The 17830-nt window shown below is 68.9% G+C and carries 15 protein-coding genes; all 15 read left to right on the top strand.

Annotation, left to right across the window (positions count from 1 at the left end; translation table 11 throughout):
* The first annotated feature begins 2 nt into the window (after positions 1 to 2).
* The 15 genes from G531_RS0109225 (at position 3) to G531_RS0109155 (ending at position 17497) form a co-directional block, all read left to right on the top strand.
* Positions 3 to 1175: an acyl-CoA dehydrogenase family protein gene (locus G531_RS0109225; protein ID WP_051215291.1), complete on the top strand. Its 1173-nt coding sequence runs from the start codon at positions 3 to 5 to the stop codon at positions 1173 to 1175.
* 13 nt (positions 1176 to 1188) lie between these two features.
* Complete coding sequence (locus G531_RS0109220; protein WP_026927037.1) at positions 1189 to 1458, top strand: type II toxin-antitoxin system HicB family antitoxin; 270 nt, start codon at positions 1189 to 1191, stop codon at positions 1456 to 1458.
* 279 nt (positions 1459 to 1737) lie between these two features.
* Positions 1738 to 3015: a TRAP transporter substrate-binding protein DctP gene (gene dctP, locus G531_RS0109215; RefSeq protein ID WP_035758439.1), complete on the top strand. Its 1278-nt coding sequence runs from the start codon at positions 1738 to 1740 to the stop codon at positions 3013 to 3015.
* Positions 3016 to 3040: 25 nt separating this feature from the next.
* Positions 3041 to 5137 carry a TRAP transporter large permease gene (locus G531_RS21555; protein WP_162143167.1) on the top strand — a complete coding sequence of 699 codons (2097 nt, stop codon included), beginning with the start codon at positions 3041 to 3043 and terminating at the stop codon, positions 5135 to 5137.
* Positions 5138 to 5158: 21 nt separating this feature from the next.
* Complete coding sequence (locus G531_RS0109205; RefSeq protein ID WP_026927035.1) at positions 5159 to 5566, top strand: nuclear transport factor 2 family protein; 408 nt, start codon at positions 5159 to 5161, stop codon at positions 5564 to 5566.
* A gap of 58 nt (positions 5567 to 5624) precedes the next feature.
* Entirely contained in the window at positions 5625 to 6413 is a 789-nt protein-coding gene (locus G531_RS21550; protein WP_051215289.1) for an IclR family transcriptional regulator, read from the top strand.
* Between the two features lie 141 nt (positions 6414 to 6554).
* Positions 6555 to 7829 carry a type 2 periplasmic-binding domain-containing protein gene (locus tag G531_RS0109195; RefSeq protein ID WP_026927034.1) on the top strand — a complete coding sequence of 425 codons (1275 nt, stop codon included), beginning with the start codon at positions 6555 to 6557 and terminating at the stop codon, positions 7827 to 7829.
* Positions 7830 to 7837: 8 nt separating this feature from the next.
* A complete protein-coding gene (locus tag G531_RS0109190) occupies positions 7838 to 9283 on the top strand; it encodes an MmgE/PrpD family protein (protein WP_026927033.1) in 1446 nt (481 codons plus the stop codon).
* On the top strand, positions 9280 to 10398 hold the full coding sequence (locus G531_RS25655) for a Rossmann-fold NAD(P)-binding domain-containing protein (RefSeq protein ID WP_026927032.1): 1119 nt from the start codon (positions 9280 to 9282) through the stop codon (positions 10396 to 10398). The genes G531_RS0109190 and G531_RS25655 overlap by 4 nt, the downstream gene beginning before the upstream one ends.
* The gene (locus tag G531_RS0109180) at positions 10395 to 12572 is read left to right on the top strand and encodes a CoA transferase (RefSeq protein ID WP_162143166.1); all 2178 of its coding nucleotides are present in this window, start codon (positions 10395 to 10397) and stop codon (positions 12570 to 12572) included. Before G531_RS25655 ends, G531_RS0109180 begins: the two co-directional genes overlap by 4 nt.
* On the top strand, positions 12569 to 13630 hold the full coding sequence (locus G531_RS0109175; RefSeq protein WP_026927030.1) for a CaiB/BaiF CoA transferase family protein: 1062 nt from the start codon (positions 12569 to 12571) through the stop codon (positions 13628 to 13630). The genes G531_RS0109180 and G531_RS0109175 overlap by 4 nt, the downstream gene beginning before the upstream one ends.
* The gene (locus G531_RS21545) at positions 13620 to 14717 is read left to right on the top strand and encodes an acyl-CoA dehydrogenase family protein (protein ID WP_162143165.1); all 1098 of its coding nucleotides are present in this window, start codon (positions 13620 to 13622) and stop codon (positions 14715 to 14717) included. The genes G531_RS0109175 and G531_RS21545 overlap by 11 nt, the downstream gene beginning before the upstream one ends.
* 1 nt (position 14718) lies before the next feature.
* The gene (locus G531_RS0109165) at positions 14719 to 15891 is read left to right on the top strand and encodes an acyl-CoA dehydrogenase family protein (protein WP_026927029.1); all 1173 of its coding nucleotides are present in this window, start codon (positions 14719 to 14721) and stop codon (positions 15889 to 15891) included.
* On the top strand, positions 15888 to 16745 hold the full coding sequence (locus G531_RS0109160; protein WP_026927028.1) for an alpha/beta fold hydrolase: 858 nt from the start codon (positions 15888 to 15890) through the stop codon (positions 16743 to 16745). The genes G531_RS0109165 and G531_RS0109160 overlap by 4 nt, the downstream gene beginning before the upstream one ends.
* A 2-nt stretch (positions 16746 to 16747) precedes the next feature.
* Positions 16748 to 17497 carry an SDR family NAD(P)-dependent oxidoreductase gene (locus G531_RS0109155; RefSeq protein ID WP_026927027.1) on the top strand — a complete coding sequence of 250 codons (750 nt, stop codon included), beginning with the start codon at positions 16748 to 16750 and terminating at the stop codon, positions 17495 to 17497.
* The last annotated feature ends 333 nt before the right edge of the window (positions 17498 to 17830 follow it).

Genomic DNA, 17830 nt, shown 5'->3' with positions numbered 1-17830 from the left:
CTGTGACCCAGGATCCGACACTGGCCGAGTACCCCGAATTGGCCCACTCCTCGCCGTTCAGCGATGTCGAGGACGCCTTCCGGGCCACCGTGCGGGCCTTCATCGACAAGGAACTCGAGCCGAACTATGACAACCTGCCCTACGACTGGGACTCCCGCCACGAGATCTGGCGCAAGGCGGGCAAGGCCGGGATCCTGGGGGCCTCGATCCCCGAGGAGTACGGCGGTCCCGGGGCCGGGCACATCCCGAACGTGATCATCTCCCACGAGTTGGCCCGCTCCGAGGCGTACGCCACCCTGGGCAGCCTGTTCAGCACCGACATGGCCACCGGGGCCCTGATCGCCAGCGGCAACGATCCGCTGATCCGCACCTGGGCACCGAAGATCATGGCCGGCGAGGCGATCCAGGCGATGGCGATCACCGAGGCCGACGCGGGCTCCGATGTGCTGGCGATGCGCACCACCGCCACCCGGGACGGGGATCACTACGTGATCAACGGCTCGAAGATGTTCATCACCAACGGCGACATCGCCGACTGCCTCTACGTGATCGCGCGCACCAGCAGCGAGCGCAACGGCAAGGCCCTGACGATGTTCCTGGTCGACCCGTCGATCGAGGGCGTCACCCGCAAGAAGATCAAGACCGCGGGCTTCGTGGCCGGGAACACCGCCGAACTCACCTTCGACAACGTCCGGGTCCCGGTGGCCCAGCGGATGGGGGAGGAGGGCGCGGCGATGAAGCTGATGATGGACTCCATCGAGTACGACCGGCTGCAGATCGCCGCCCGGGCCCTGGGCCAGGCCGAGTTGGCGTACCGGCAGACCCTGGAGTACGTGAAGATGCGTCAGGTCTTCGGCAAGACGGTCTGGGACTACCAGAACACCCAGTTCCAGCTGGCCACGGTGAAGACCGATCTGTCGGTGGGCACCGCGTACCTGCACGACACGATCCGCAAGATCCGCGGTGGGACCAACGAGCCGGCCGACGGAATGATGGTGAAGCTGTGGCTGACCGAGATGGCCACCCGCGCCATCGACTCCTGCCTGCAGCTGTTCGGCGGGATGGGCTTCATGGACGAGACCCCGATCTCGCGGATCTACAGCACCAACCGCGTCCTGCGGATCTACGCCGGAACCTCGGAGATCCTGCGCCGCAACATTGCCCGAACGATCTGACAGGAGTCCAGCCATGGCACAGACCTTCGATGGCGGCCAGGAGTGGCGCCTGCTGGTGGCCACCAGCTATTCCGAATCCGGCTACCTGGCCCGGTGCCTGGGCGTACCGGGGCTGGTGACGCACGGCGCGACCATGCTGGAGGCGGTCGGTGAGTTGTCGGAGGTCCTGGTGGAGAAGTTCGCCAAGGACCGGCCCGACCTGGGGACGCCGGATCGCAGCGAACTGTGGCAGCCGCTCCCGGTGGAGATGATTGCCCCGCTGGACATCGTCGTGGTCGACTGATTCACCGACACATCGAAGAACGATCGAAAATACGGAAACTGTCGATCCGGCCGACCCTCCTGGGGGTCGGCCGGATAGTTTCTGTAGTCGGAAATTGTTTTAGCTTGTGGTGGCGGGCTCCGAACGGTAAGGCATTGACCCTGGATGCCTCCCCTTGCTACGGTTAACGCGGAATAACGGCACAGATGCCGAGATTCCGACATATCGACGACATGTCCGAGGATCTCCTCCGTGCGTCGTGTCCTGCTGTGTAGGTGTTCCAGAGACGAGGGAGTCTCCATGTTCAAGAATCGAAGGATGCTGGGAATCTCGGCATTGCTGTCGGTGCTGGTCCTGCTGTTGTCCGCCTGCGGTTCCGGCAGCGCCGGCAGTGGCGGCGGCGGTGAATCGGTGGCCGTGGGGGCGACCAAGGAGCAGTACACCGCCGCGCTGGCCGGTATGGAGCCGGTGACCCTGTCGATGCAGCTGCCGACCTCCGAGGGCTCACAGACCTCGTCGCCCCAGGAGGCCTGGGCCAAGGCGGTCGAGGAATGGTCCGGCGGCAAGATCAAGTTCGACATCCTCTACTCCGGTTCGCGGGTCCCGGTGTACCAGATGGCCAACGGCATCGCCGACGGCCTGGTCGACAGCGGCTACGTGCTGCTCTACACCGAGCCGGAGCGCTTCCCGAACAATGCGCTGCTGACCGATCTCATGTTCCTGAACAAGACCGACCCGATCGCCGGGCAGTTGCAGATGGCCGCCACCTGGATCGACTTCACCTACACCGAGGCCTCGATCCGCCAGGAAGCCGCGAGCCAGGGGATGGAACTCATCATCCCGTCCAGCCCGCTGGGCAACACCACCTTCATCTGCAAGGACGCCCCGGCCTCCAAGCTGTCCGACTTCCGCGGCAAGCAGATCCGGGCCAGCTCGCCGGCCAACGTGCCGATCATCGAGGCCCTCGGGGCGACCGCGTCGGACATCCCGACCCAGGAGCTGTACCAGGCGCTGCAGCGTGGCACCGTCGATTGCGCGGTGACCGTCCCGTCGCTGACGCTGTCGATGTCGCTGAACGAGGTCGCCAAGGGTTGGACCTCCGACCCGAGCGTGATGCTGTCGGCCAGCAACGGCGGCGTGGCCGTGTCCTCGCAGAAGTGGGACGCACTGCCGCTGGCGGCCAAGCAGCTGATGTACGACCGCCTCGACGCGTACTACACCGCCTATCTGAAGACCGCGCTGCTGGGTCAGTTCGGCACCGCCGTCGAGCAGGCCAACAAGCGCGGCATGCAGTTCGCGCCGCTGGCCGAGGATGCCCGCGCCAAGATCACCGCCGAGCAGGAGAACCAGGTGAGCAAGCTTCCGGCCAGGGTGAAGAACGCCGACGGAAACCAGTTCGTCGCCAACGCCCGCCAGACCAGCGACAAGTGGGGCGGCATCGTCGGCGAACTCGGCTACTCCAACAACGTCTCCTGGGGCGAGGTCGACAAGTACCTGGCCGCCAATCCGGTCGACGTCAAGCCCCTGGTCGATCGACTGACCACCGAGGTGCTGTCCAAGCACCGCCCGAGCAAGTGAGCAGAACGGGACAACCATGACTCAAGTGAGCGAGACGCCGGCCATGGGGGCCGGCAGCACGGCGCCCACCGATCCGGTGGCGCCACCACCGGAACAGCCACAGCGCTCCGCGCACCCGGTGGCCGACCGGATCAACAAGGTGATCGGAGCGTTCGGCATCCCGGCGACCATCGCCGTGGCGCTGCTGATGATCCACACCGTGGTGAACGCGCTGGCCCGCAAGACCCCGCTGGGATCCCTGCACGGCACCCTGGAAATCGGTGCCTACTGGTACATGCCGGCGATCTTCCTGCTCGGCATGGTCTGGGCCCAGCAGCGCAACGAGCACATCGAAGCGCGCCTGGCCTACGATCTGGCTCCCCGGCCGGTGCAGAAGAACTTCCTGCTGCTGGGGGACATCGTGTCCTTCGTGCTGGCGCTGGGATTCACCTGGTACGGCCTGCAGGAAGCGCTGGCCAAGACCGCCATCAAGGCGACCGCCGGGGTCTCGGCGATGCCGATCTGGCCGACGATGTACCTGGTGCCGCTCGGCTTCGCCCTGATGGCGATCGCGATCGCCGTCCAGGCGGTGGAGACGCTGCGGCTGCCGAAGCGGGCCACCCACGAGCAACTCGCCGAGTTCGACGAGCCGCACCCCACCGGCCTGGACCACGATGAGATCGAGGTTCAGCACGATTCCGGTAACGGGACGCGGACCAGCCGGCTGATCTGGCGCCTGGTGGTCGCGGTGATCCTCGTGGGGTGCAGCGTGGCGATGTTCACCACCGACGACAAGGGCACGGTCGGGATCCTCGGGATCGTGCTGATGATCGTGCTGATGATGCTGAAGATCCCCGTCGGGGTCGCGATGACGGTTCCGGCCCTGATGGGTCTGTACGCCATGCTGGGAGAGCGCGCCACGATCGGCGTACTCGCCCGGATGCCGTACGAGAGCACCGCCAGCTGGTCGCTGACCGTGCTGCCGATGTTCATCGTGATGGGCATGCTGCTGTCCCGGTCCGGGGTCACCGAGCACCTGTACACCTTCGCCAAGCAATGGTTCGGCTGGCTCCCCGGTGGCCTCGCGGTCGGGACCACCGCCGCCGGCGCCGGGCTGGCCTCCATCTCGGGGTCCTCGTTCGGGATGGCGTACGCGCTCACCCGCGCCGGGGTTCCGGAGATGCTGAAGGCGGGCTACGACAAGAAGCTGGCCACCGGATCGGTGCTGTTCTCCGGGTCGGTCGCGCACCTGCTGCCACCGAGCCTGTTCATGGTGATCTACGCCGGCGTCGCCGAGGTCCCGGTGGGGCCGCAGCTGATGGCGGGCCTCGGCCCGGGCCTGGTCCTGGTGGCGGTCTACATGGTCGCGGTGGTCGTGATCTCGATCATCCGACCGGAAATGGCCGGCGGCGGCAAGGGAATTGCCCGCCCCCGCGGCACCTGGAGCGGACGCTGGAGCAGTCTCGGCTCGATCTGGCCGATCCCGGTCCTGGTCCTGGTCGTGCTGCTGGGCATGTTCACCGGTACCTTCACCGCGACCGAGGTCGGCGCCCTGGGTGCCCTGTGTGCGATCCCGATCGCGATCTGGGCCCAGCGCGGCAAGGGCACGGTGCTGAAGACCCTGTGGCAGTCGTTCACCGACACCGTCAGCACGATGGGCGCGCTCGCGCTGCTGCTGATCGGCGCGCACGTGTTCACCCGGTTCCTGTCGGTCACCGGCCTGATCGACCATCTGGTCGACGGGGTCTCGAAGGTCGGGTTCGGCCGGGTGGAGTTCCTGTTCCTGCTGATCGGGGTGTACATCATCCTCGGCATGTTCATGGACTCGCTGGCGATGATGCTGGTCACCGTGCCGATCCTGATGCCCACCCTGGCCGCCCTCGGGGTGTCCCCGGTCTGGTTCGGTGTGTTCATCGTCGTGCTCTGCGAACTCGCGGTGATCACGCCCCCGGTCGGCATTCTCACCTACGTGGTGCACTCGATCGTCCAGGACCCCGAAGTGAACGTCGGGCACAAGATCACCCTGCCGGACATGTTCAAGGCGGTGCTGATGGTGCTGCCGTGGCCGATTCTGCTGCTGGTGGCGATGATCTTCGTCCCCGATGCGGTGACCTGGCTACCCAGTCTGATGAGCCAGGAATAAGGAACGAAGGAGAGACAACCCATGAGCGAGCAATTTCCGAGCCGGGACGCGGTGGCCACCACCGTCAAGGAGTACCTGGAGCGGCTGGAGGCCGGGCGGCTGACCGAGGTGGCCGAGCTGTTCACCGAGGACTGCTTCTACTCCCATCCGCCCTACGAGACCGGCGGCCCGCTGGCCGAGGCGCAGGGCCGCGAGGACCTGCAGCGCCTGCTGGTCGAGCGGCGGCGTACGCGGGGCTGGTACCACGAGATCGACGAACTGTGGATCGCCGAGGATCGCTGCATCCTGTCGACCACGGTCTATGAGACCAAGGGTGGGCCGATGCGCTCCAGTTCCTTCGGGCTGGGCACCTTCGCCCCCGACGGTCGGATCAAGCGGTGGGTGGCAGTCCGCAGCATTCCCGGGATCGGATCCTCGCTTGGCGGCTAGGCTGAGCCACGCCGGACCTGCCGGTCCGGCGCTGACTGCTCTGGAGAGAGGATCGACGATGGCCGACGCCCCGACAAAACGTTCCACCGGCCGCAATGGTGGAGCCACCAAGGGTCTACCGGTCCCGGCTGCGGCCCGGGCCATGGCGGTGTTCGAGATCTTCTCGCGGGAGAAACGGGAACTGACCAAGTCCGAGGTGGCCCGGCTGCTCGACATGCCCGAGAGCAGCAGTTCGGACCTGCTCGACACGCTGTACCAGATCGGCTATCTGATGCGTACGCCGTCGACCCGGCGGTACTACCCGACCAGTCGCCTGCAGTATCTGGCCGACGAGGTCACCGGCACCGGTTCTCTGCAGGCCTTCGCGGCCGAGGCGGCGGCGCTGCTTGCCGAACGTTCGGAGGAGACCTGTGCCGCCGCCATCCTCGAGGGCGACCGGATCAAGACCCTGGCCGTCGGCGAGGGGCGGCACCGGCTGCGCTACGTGCTCAACGCCGGGGACACCTTCACCATCCATGCCACGGCGCTGGGGAAGGCGTTGCTGTCGGCGCTGCCGGCCGACGAACGGGGCCACCTGCTGCGACTCAAGCCGCTCACCCGGCGTACGCCGCACACGACCACCGACCCCAGCACGCTGGAGGCCGAGATCGAGGAGAGCGTGGCCCGGGGCTGGTTCGCGGCCAACAACGAGGGCACCATGGGGGTCAGCTCGCTGGCCGTGGCCGGCGTGGTGGGCGGGCAGAGCATCGCCCTGGGCATGATCGGGCCGTCGGAACGCGTGCTCCCCGCCCATGACGAGTTGCTCGGCAAGCTGATCGAGGTACGCCGGGCAGTTTTTCCGAACTGAGCTGTTCCGAAACAACGCTGCCACCTCCGAGGGGCCGGTTCCGCGATACGCGGGACCGGCCCTTTCTGGTTAACGACCCCTTGCTGAACATCACGATATTTCGTAGACTGCAGCGAAAATGCGGAGCATGGAGGTTCAAGGATGAACTGGAAGAAGTTGATCGCGCCCCTGGCAGCACTGGCGCTGCTCACGGTCAGCGCGTGCAGTGGGGGAACGGGATCCAGCACCGCCGGCGGTGACGGGGTACCGGCCGGGGCGACCAAGGAGCAGTACATCGCCGCCCTGGCGGACATGAAGCCGGTGGAGTACACCGTGCAGCTGACCTCCGGCCCCGACTCGCACTACTCGGCCGCGCCGTTGGCCTGGACCAAGGCCGTGGAGGAATGGTCCGGCGGCAAGATCAAGTTCAACGTGCTCTACTCCGCCTCCCGGGTCAGCACCCGGGACATGGAGAAGGCGATGTCCGAGGGCCTGGTCGATATGGGCCAGCACGTCTCCGCGTTCAATCCCGATACCTTCAAGGTCGCCGATTACGCCTCGCAGGCGATGTACCTGCACCAGACCTCACCGGTGGTGGGTTCGCTGCAGATGGCCGGAGCCTGGATCGAGTTCGGTGCCACCAACAAGGCCCTGCGCGAGGAACTGCAGGCCAACGACGTCCAGCCGCTGCTGCCGACCGTGCCGACCGGCTCGGCGGTGATCATGTGCAACGGCCAGCAGGCCACCTCGCTGCCGGAGTTCGCCGGCAAGCAGGTGCGTCCGTCGACCAAGGGCCAGGCCGAGCAGTTGGCCGCGCTGGGTGCGACCTCGGTCGACGTCCCGACCCAGGAGCTGTACCAGAGCTTCCAGCGCAAGGTGATCGACTGTGGCGCGCTGTCCCTGGCCACCTCGCAGGTGCTGGGCCTGGCCGAGGTCACCACCGACTGGACGGTGGACCATGAGGTCCAGCTGACCGGCACCCCGGTCGGCTGGTCGATGAGCAAGTCCCGCTACGACGAGCTGCCGCTGGCCGCCCGCCAGCTGCTGTGGGACCGCGCCGATGTCTACATCCAGGCGCACATCGAGTCGACCATGTTCGCCACCTACGCCGATGCGGTGAGTGAGGCGAAGGCCCACCACGTGAAGTTCCACGAATTCCAGCCCGACGCCCGCGCCGCGCTGACCCAGTACTTCGACAAGAAGACCGCCGAACTGCCCAGCAAGGCGCCTGCCGGCGTGGACGGCCAGGCCTTCATCGGCGACCTCAAGGCCAGCCACGACAAGTGGCGTGCAGAGGCCGAACAGCTCGGCTACGGCCAGGCCAACACCACCTGGTCCGACATCGACACCTACGTGAAGTCCGGCCAACTCAACGTCAAGCCGTTCGTCGACAAGATCGTCGCCGACGACATCGTCCCCAATCGACCCACGAAGTGAGCGGCACCATGAACAGCACCCCGAACAACACCGCCCGGCTGGCGAGCTTCGCCGCCGACCATCCCTTCAGCGCGATCTCCGAATCCGACCGGCGGGCCGGCGCGATGCTGATCAAGGACACCCTGGCCTGCGCGGTCGCCGGCCGGACCATCCCCTCCAGCGTGATCCTGGAACGGGTCGTCACCGCGCGCGGCGGGAACCCCGAGGCGACCGTCCTGGGGGCCGGCGGCAGCAAGCTGCCGGTCACCGCGGCCGCCAACATCAACGGTCACCTCAGCAATGCGATCGACTCCGACGACACGATCCACTACAAGGCACACGTCGCCGCCGCGGTCATCGCGCCGGCACTCGCGGTCGCCGAATGGCACGGCAACACCGGGGAGGAATACCTCGCGGCCTGCATGATCGGCTACGAGGTGGCCAGCCGGGTGGCCATGTCGATGCGCTCGCTGACCGTCGGCGAGGACGGCCAGATCGTCTTCGGCAAGGTCAGCGGCTACACCGCGGTCGTCTTCGGCGCCACCAGCGCCACCGGCCGACTGCTCGGCCTGGACGCCGACCGGATGCGCCACGCCTTCGGGATCGCGCTGGCCAGCGCGCCGCTGCCGGCGTCCTCGCAGTTCGGGCTCGAACTGCCCCGCCCGATGACCAAGTACGCCCTGTACGGCACGCTGGCCGAGGCCGGCGTCCAGGCGGCGCTGCTGGCCGCCGAAGGGTTCACCTCCGAAACCTCGGTCTTCGACGGGGAACGCGCCTTCTGGCGGGTCGCCGGCTCGGTCGACGTGAACGAGGCGATCCTGACCGAGGGGCTGGGGGAGCGCTGGCTGTGCGGCGAGGTCACCTACAAGCCGTACCCGGCCTGCCGGTTCCTCAACTCCTCCATCGACATGCTCACCGGCCTGATGAGCGAGCACGGCTTCGGGCCCGACGACGTCACCGCGATCACCTCCCGGGTGCACGGTGCCGCACTGGCCAAGCACATGGACTCCCCGGCGGTGGAGACGGCCGTCGACGGGATGTTCTCCCTGCCGTACCTGCTGGGGGCCGCCTCCTACCGCGGCGTACCCGGCCCGAACTGGCACACCGAGGACGCCCGCGCCGATCAGCGGGTCCGCGGCTTCGCCGAGAAGGTCACCGTCGAGCTCGAGCCGCGCTCGGGCCCGGTCGCCAAGGAGGACCTGGACGCCCACGGCCACAACGTGCGGATGCCGGCCAGCATCGAGGTCACCGTCGGTGATCAGGTGTACACCGACTACCGCGAGTTCGCCCACGGCGACCCCTACAGCGAGCAGACCCGGTTCACCGACGCCGATGTGGACACCAAGTTCCGCAACTTCACCACCGGCCTGCTGGCCGACGGCGCGATCGACGACGCGCTGAAGATCCTCGACGACCTGGCCGCCCAGCCCGGGGTCGACGCCCTGGTGCACGCCCTCAGCGGAGCCGCTCGATGAGCCGCACCGCACTCCTGGTGGGGGGCACCGGCGGGACCGGCGGCCACATCGCCGCCGGCCTCGCCGAGCGCGGGTTCGACCTGACGATCCTGCATCGCGGGGTCCACGAGAGCCCCGACATCGAGCGGTTCCCGCACCTCCACGTCGACCCCAACTTCCCCGACCAGGTCGCCGAGGCGATCGGGGATCGGACCTTCGACCTGGTCATCGCCGCCTACGGCCGCCTGGAAGGCCTGGCCAAGGTCTTTGCCGGGAAGTGCCGACGGTTCATCGCCGTCGGGGCGATTGCGGCGTACGCCGGCTTCATGGACCCGGCGGCCATGTCGCCGCGCGGCTTCCCGCTGATGGCGACCGAACAGGCCCTGCGCGGGGACGTCCCGGAGCCGGTGAACACGAAGGCGGCCGGCTTCGTGAAGAAGGTCGTGGCCGCCGAGGACGCCGTCTTCGCCGAACACGCCCGGGGCTCGTACTCGGCCACGCTGTTCCGCTACCCCGCGATCTACGGACCCCAGGCGGTGCCGATCCCGGCCACCAGCGAATGGTCCTACATCAAGCGGCTGGAGGACGGGCGACCGTTCCTGCTGCTGCCGAACGCCGGGATGACCACCTACACCCGGTGCGCCGGAATCAACGCCGCGCACGCGATCCTGCTCTCGATCGACCACCCGGCCGCCGCGGGCGAGATCTTCAACGTCGCCGACGATGATCAGTACGACCACGCGCAATGGGTCGAACTGATCATGGACGCCGTCGGGATCTCCGCGGAGATCGTCGGACTGCCGGAGTTCCTGAACCCGGTGATGGGCCACCTGCTCACCCTGGGCGGCACCACCGCGAAGCACATGACCGTCTCCACCGAGAAGATCCGCCGGCTGCTCGGCTACACCCAGCAGCAGTCGGCCCGGGAGGCGCTCGGGGAGACCGTGCGCTGGGTGCGCGAACACGCCCGGGAGAACAAGCGCGACCCCTTCGACTATCAGCTCGAGGACGAGGTGTACGCCGCGCTGCGGCAGTGGCAGGGGCAATGGGCCGACCGGCTCGACCGGCCCGAAGTGATGCACAGCTACGCCCACCCGAAGAAGGCCGGCGTCGGAACGGACGAACGAGGACGATGACTCAACACACAATCAAACAGGCACCCAGCATGCAGGCCCTCACCGTGGTCGACCTCGGTCTGGGGATGCCCAGCGCGCTGCTGACCAAGATGTTCACCGGGCTCGGTGCCACCGTGGCTCGGTTCGCTCCCACCGGCGGCGATCCGCTGGAGCAGGCCCAGCCCTACCAGGCCGACTGGCGTCGGCAGGCCGTACGCCCGGCCGCTGACGAACTGGCGGCGTGGCTCGAGCGCGCCGACGTGATCCTCACCGGTGGCGAGGACCATCCCGCGGTCACCCATGCCGACCCGGCCGAACTGGCGCAGCGCCACCCGCGCGCGGTGGTGGTGCACATCGAGGGCTATCCGCAGTCCCATCCGGCGGCCGGGCGACCCGCGGTCGACCTGCTGGTCCAGGCCCGCAGCGGCATCGCCAACGAGATCGTCGACGGACGCCCGGTGCACCTGACCTTTGCCGCGCCCAGCTTCGGCGCGGCATTCCAGGGCATGGTCGGCGCGCTGGCGGCCCTGGTCGAGCGCACCCGCTCCGGGGCCGGCCAGCTCGTCACCACCTCGCTGCAACAGGGCACGCTGCACTTCCTGCCGTTCTGGATGCTGCCCAGCCGGCCCGCGCCGAGCTTCGGGCGCACCATCCCCAAGGGCACCGTCCCGCTGCTGTTCCGCTGCTCCGACGGTCGCTGGCTGCACTTCGGCACCGGGGCCCGGCCGGAGAAGGCGTACGAGGTGCTCGGCATCGAGGTGCCCGACACCCCGCACCCCAACTGGTTCGGCGATCCCGAGTCGATGGGGGCCGCGATCGCGAAGATGACCAGCGAGCAGGCGCTCAAGGTGCTGCTCGAGGGCGGCATGGCCGTCGAACTGGTGCGCGATCCCGGCGAGATGTGGGACCACCCGCAGGCGGTCGCGAACGGAATCATCGAGGAGCATGCCGGCGGACGTTCGGTCGCCCAGCCGTTGAACTTCGCGAGCACCGAGGTGGCTCCCGCCGACCGGCGCGAGGCCGCGGCCGACACCGAGGTCGGGACCGGGAACGGGCCGCTGGCCGGCCTGCGGTTCATCGACTTCGGCCACTTCGTCGCCGGTCCGTACGCCACCAAGCTGCTGGCCGATCTGGGCGCCGACGTGGTCAAGGTGGAAACCACCCACGGTGAGATCATGCGCGATCGCAGCTTCTCGGCGTACCTGTCGGTCAACCGGGGCAAGCGCACCCTGGCCATCAACGCCAAGGATCCGCGCGGCCGGGAGATCATCGGTCGGTTGTCCGGCCGGATGAACGGCACCAGCCACAACTTCCGGCCCGGGGTGGCCGAACGGCTCGGGCTGGACGGTGCCACCCTGCGCAGCACCCGGCCCGACCTGTTCACGTTGCACAGTTCGGCGTACGGCAACACCGGGCCGAAGGCCAAGGACCCCGGGTTCGACCCGATCATCCAGGCCTGCACCGGCCTGGAGGTGCGCGCCGGCGGCAGCGGCGGGGATCCGCTGTGGTACCGGCTGCTGACCGTGGACTACTCCGCGGGTCTGCTGGGCGCCATCGCGATGCTGGTGGGCGTGCTGGAACAGCAGGACGGTCGCGCGGTCGATATCGACTTCAACCTGCTGGACACCGGCCTGTTCCTGCTGTCGGAGCTGATGCAGGACACCGAGGGCACCTTCTTCGGGGCGCGCAGCACCAACGCCGAGCGCACCGGATACCAGCCGACCGAGGCGCTGTACCGAACCAGCGACGGCTGGGTCGCGGTGGCGGCTCCCTCGGCCGACATGGTCGAGCGCCTGCTCGCCTGGGCCGAGACCGACCGCGCCGACTTCGACACCCTGGGCCGGGCCTTCGCGGCGCGGACCACCGCCGCGGCGCTGGCCGAACTCAACGAGGCCGAGGTCTGGGCCGAGGAGGCGGTGGCCGACGGCTGGGCCGAACTCCGGGCCGCCGGGAGCCCGGTGGTGAGCACCCTGCACGACGCCGACAAGGGCGACATCCTGCTGACCGGGGCGACCGTGTCGTTCTCCCGCAGCGGTGTCGTCGACACGCCCAGTGCACCCCTGCTCGGATCGGCCACCGCCGAGATTCTCACCGAGCTCGGCTACGCCCCCGAGGTGATCGAGGACCTGTACGCCCTGGGCATCGTCACCGATCACGAGCACGGACCCGTCAAACAGATGCAGGAGGCACGATGAGCGCCCAAGGACCCCTCGCCGGGGTACGCGTGATCGATCTGTCCGAACTGGCCCCCGGCCCGTTCCTGACCCGGATCCTGGCCGATCTCGGGGCGGAGGTGATCAAGGTCGAGCGCCCGCAGGGCGACCTGGCCCGGATCATGGCCCCGGGTACCTTCGAGGTGCTCGCCGACGGCAAGCAGCTGGAGACCGTCGACCTGAAGGACCCGGCCGGCCTGGCCCGGCTCAAGGAACTGCTGGCCGACGCCGACCTGCTCGTGGAGGGCTTCCGGCCCGGCGTGCTGGACCGGCTCGGCCTGGGCCCGGCGGTCACCGCGGAGCTGAACCCGCGGCTGATCCACGTCTCGATCTCCGGCTTCGGCCAGAGCGGACCGAACGTCAAGGCCGCCGGTCACGACATCAACTACCAGGCGATGGCCGGGTTGCTGGCGCTCGGCGGCGGTCTGGACCAGCCTCCCGCACTCGGTCAGGGGGTCCCGATCGCCGACCTGACCGGTGCCCTGTACGCCACCATCGCCACCCTGGCGGCCCTGCAGCAGCGGCACCGCACCGGGCGCGGGCAGCACCTGGACGTGGCGATCACCGATGCCGCGATGCATGCGATGAACCTGCAGCTGGGGCAGTACGAACTCGACGGGGTCACCGACCTGGCCGAGATCCGGCGGCGGGCCTTCACCAAGCCCGGCTACGGGGTCTTCCCGACCTCCGACGGGCGCTGGGTGTCGATCGCCTCGATCGAGCAGCACTTCTGGGACCGGCTGGTGGAGGCCTTCGGTCTGGACGAGTCGCTGAAGGGGGCGCCGCACCGGGATCGGGTGCAGCGCAACGCCGAGATCAACCAGCACGTGGCCGCGCGGACGGCCACCATGACCGCCCGGGAGGTGGTCGACGCGCTGAGCGCCGTCGACGTCCCGGTCGCTGAGGTGGTCAACCCCGCCGAACTGACCGATTCCGAACAGGCCACCGCCCGTGGGCTGGTGGCCCGGACGCAGGCCAATGGGCTGGCCTACATCCGCTTCCCTGTCGCCTTCAAGGAGGAACCCGACCGTGAACTTTGAGTTGGACGAGGTGGCCGCCGAACTGGCCGGCGTCACCGAGACGACCCTGGACCGGCTGCTGCCACCGGAAACCGTGGCCGGCGAAACCCATGAGGAACTGGGCTACAGCCCGCAGGCCTGGCAGGAGTTGCTCGCGGCCGGACTGGCGGAGTCCTTCCTGCCGGAGAGCGCCGGCGGGTTCGGGGCGGGGGAGACCGCGCTGGCCGCGGTGCTGACCTCGGTCGGGGCCCACGGCGACCTGGTTCCGGCCCTGCCGGTCACCCTCGGGCTGCTGCCGCTGCTGCGCTACGGCGCCGAGCCGTACGCCGAACTGATCTCCGCGGTGACCGCGGGGGAGGCGCTGCTCACCGCAGCCATCCGGGAACCGGGCGGGGCCCGGGTGAGCGATGTCACCACGGTGGCCGAGTCCACCGCGGACGGCGTCCGGCTCAGCGGGGCCAAGTCGCACGTGCTGTACGCCGCCAGCGCCCGGGCCATCCTGGTGCCGGCGCGTACCGGTGCGGATGTCGAACTGTTCGTCGTCGACCCGCAGGCGGCCGGGGTGAGCATCAACGAGATGCCGACCCCGAGCCAGGTGCCGGCGTACACGATCACCCTGACCAACGTGCCGGCCGGTGCTTCGTTGGGTGTCGAGGCGGCCCGCTACCTGGATCTGCTGGCCCAGCTCGGGCTGGCCGCGAGCACCGCCGGCGGTCTGGCCGCCGCGATCCGGGTCACCTCCGAGCACATTTCGATGCGTGAGCAGTTCGGGCGCAAGATCGCCCAGTTCCAGGCCGTCGCGATGCAGATGGCCGATGCGTACCTGCCCTCGCGGATGCTGGACAACCTGTTGCGGGCGGCGAGCTGGCAACTGGAGACCGGCGACTGGGACGCCGCGGCACAGGCGCTGGTCGCGGCCGAACTGATGATCACCGACCATGTCCGGACCGCGTTCGCGAACTGCCTGCACGTCAGCGGCGCCACCGGTCTGGACCGGGACTTCCCGCTGCACCGGTACTTCACCAACTACTTGGCCACCACGCACGTGCTGGGCGGGCACGAGGCGGCGCTGGACCGGGCCGGCGACCTGGCCCTGGAGAGGATCTGACATGCGCATTGCGTTGACCGACCAGGAGCAGGAGCTCCAGGATCGCGCGACCGAGTACTTCAGCTCGGCGATGACCGAGGACGAACGGGCCGCCATGACCCAGGACTTCTACGGACCCCAGATCAAGGACATCGCGCGCCGACTCGGCCGCGACGGCTGGCTCGGCCTGGGGTGGCCCACCGAGCACGGCGGCCGGGCCCTGGGCCCGATGGCCGACCAGATCGTCATCTCCACGTCCTTCCGGTACGAGGTGCCCTACCCGCTGATCACGGTCTATTCGATCGGCCCGGCGCTGATGGCGTTCGGTTCGGAGGAGTTGAAGGCCGACTTCCTGCCCCGGATCCTCAGCGGGGACGTGCAGTTCTCCGTCGGCTACTCCGAGCCCGGATCGGGGACCGACCTGGCCAGCCTGCGGACCCGAGCGGTCCGCGACGGCGACGATTATGTGGTCAACGGCACCAAGATGTGGACCTCGGGGGCACACACCTCGGACTACCTGTTCCTGGCCGTGCGGACCAATCCCGAGGAACCGCGGCACCGGGGCATCTCGCTGTTGCTGCTGGACACCAAACTGCCCGGGGTCTCGATGACCCCGATGCGGCTGCTCAACCGGTCGCGGCAGGTCAATGTGGTGAACCTGGACAACGTCCGGATCCCGGCGCGGATGCTGGTCGGGGAGGAGAACAAGGGCTGGCGGGTGATCACCAATCAGCTCAACTCCGAGCGGTTCACCGTCGGGCCCTCGGGCAAGATCGACGCGCACCTGGACCGGGTCCGGGCCTGGGCGCAGACCGCGCAGACCGCCGACGGTCGGCCGGTCCGCGACATTGCTGAGGTCCGGCGACTGATCGGTCGGCTGCAGGCCGCCGAGGTGACCAACCGGATGATGAACTGGCGGGTGGTCGGCGATGCCGCCGGGGGCTCCGTGCCGCCGGCCGACGCCGCGGCCACCAAGCTGTACAACTCCGAGCAGTTGTGTGAGTTCGGCCAGTTGATCGGCGAGGTCGTGGGTCGGGTGGGCGATCCGTCCGACAAGGCCACCCGGCACCTGCTGGATGAGACCTACTTCTCCTACACCCACGAGCTGCGGCTGCCGGTCGGTGGCGGGGTCAGCGAGATCCAGCGGGAGTTCCTGGCCACCCTGGGCCTGGGCCTGCCGAAGGTGATCCGATGACCCAGCAGGTGGTCGAGGAAGTCACCCTGCGCGGCGTCGACGGCAATCTGCTGGCGGCGTCCGCGTGGGGGGCCCAGGACGATCCGCTGGTGCTGATGCTGCACGGGATCGGGCAGACCCGGCATTCCTGGCGGCAGGCCGGGCCGAATCTGGCGGCCCGCGGCTTCCGGGTGCTCAGCCTGGACGCGCGCGGGCACGGGGATTCGGCCTGGTCGGCCGACGGTCGCTACGACCTGCCGCGGCTGGCCGAGGACCTGCTGACGGTGCTGGACCAGTTGCCCGGGCGGGCGACGCTGGTGGGAGCCTCGATGGGGGGTCTGACGTCGCTGCTGGTCGCCGAGGCGGTGCCGGATCGCGTACGCAGCCTGGTGCTGGTCGACATCGTGGCCCGGGCCCGGGAAGAGGGCTCGCAGCGGATCCGGGCATTCATGTCCGGCAACATCGGCGGCTTCGCGACGCTGGAGGAGGCCGCCGACGCGATCGCGGACTACCTTCCGCACCGCCGTCGCAACCCGAATCCGCAGGGGCTGCGCAAGAATCTGCGGCAGGGGGAGGACGGCCGCTGGTACTGGCACTGGGACCCGGCGATCATGGCGATGCAGCAGGGCGAGCACCGTACCGACACCCAGGCCCGGGCGCTGCGGGCCGGTGCCACGCTGACCTGCCCGACGCTGCTGGTGTACGGGCGTTCCTCCGATGTGGTCGATGAAGAGGCGATCGAGGAGTTCCGGGCGGTCGCCCCGCACCTGGAGATCCGCAGCCTGGTCGGTGCGGGTCACACGGCCGCCTCCGATGTCAATGACGTGTTCACCGAGACCGTCGTCGAGTTCTGCCTGCGGACCAAGGAAGTGTAAGTATGCCCAGACGTGTTGTGATCACCGGCGGTGGCACCGGGATCGGGAAAGCCACCGCCGCGCGGTTCGTCGCGCAGGGCTGTGAGGTCCGGATCGTGGGGCGCCGGCCGGAGGTGTTGGCCCAAGCGGCCGAGCAGATCCGGGCCCTCGGCGGTTCGGGTACCGTCCTCACCCACGCCGGGGACATGACCGAACCCGACCAGGTCCGGGGGATGGTCGACAGCCTCGACGGGCAGCGGGTGGACGTGCTGGTGCTCAATGCCGGTGGTTCGGCCGACCTGCCGCAAACGGCGTCGCTGGAGGAGATCCGGGACCACTGGTTCACCCTGCTCAGCAAGAACCTGCTGTCGGCGGTGTTGCCGACCGAGGCGCTGCTGCCGCAGCTGAACAATCCGGGGCGGATCGTGGCGGTGTCCTCGATCGCCAGCTTCACCGGGAACGGGGCCTTCCACGCGTACGCCAGCGCGAAGGGGGCGATGAACACCTGGGTCGTCGGGCTGGCGCGGCGGTTGGCGCCGACCGGGATCACGATCAATGCCGTCGCGCCCGGCTATGTCCCCGACACCGGCTTCTGGGTGGGGCGTACGCCGGAATTCCTGGCCACCCAGGCGGCCCGGCCGATCCCGGTGGGACGCCCGGGCACCCCGCAGGACATTGCCGACGCGATTGCCTATTTCGCCGATGAGAACGCCGGGTTCGTGACCGGGCAGACGCTCAATGTGAGTGGTGGGGTGGTGCTCGCCCGTAGCTAGGGCGGTGTGCGCGGGTCTGGCGTGAGTGCGCGGGCCCAGTTCGGTCGCGCGGGCACTGTAGGACCCGCGGGTCGGATGAGCGCCCGCGACTCCATACGCCGGCCCGCGAACTGGTACGCCGACCCGCGTGTTTCGAGGCGGCGCAGGTCAGGGCCGGTGGTTCGTCTCGGCCACGCGGGGTCTGACGGGAGTACGCAGGGTCTGACGAGAGTGCGCGGGGCCTGGCGGGAGTGCGCAGGTCCAATTCGGTCGCGCGGGCCCTGCAGGACCCGCGGGTCGGATGAGCGCCCGCGACTCCTTACGCCGGCCCGCGAACTGGTACGCCGACCCGCG

Origin of the sequence: Granulicoccus phenolivorans DSM 17626 = NBRC 107789 = JCM 15570 (assembly GCF_000423085.1) — a bacterium.
Lineage (GTDB): Bacteria > Actinomycetota > Actinomycetes > Propionibacteriales > Propionibacteriaceae > Granulicoccus > Granulicoccus phenolivorans.
This window is presented reverse-complemented; position numbering and strand designations above follow the sequence as displayed.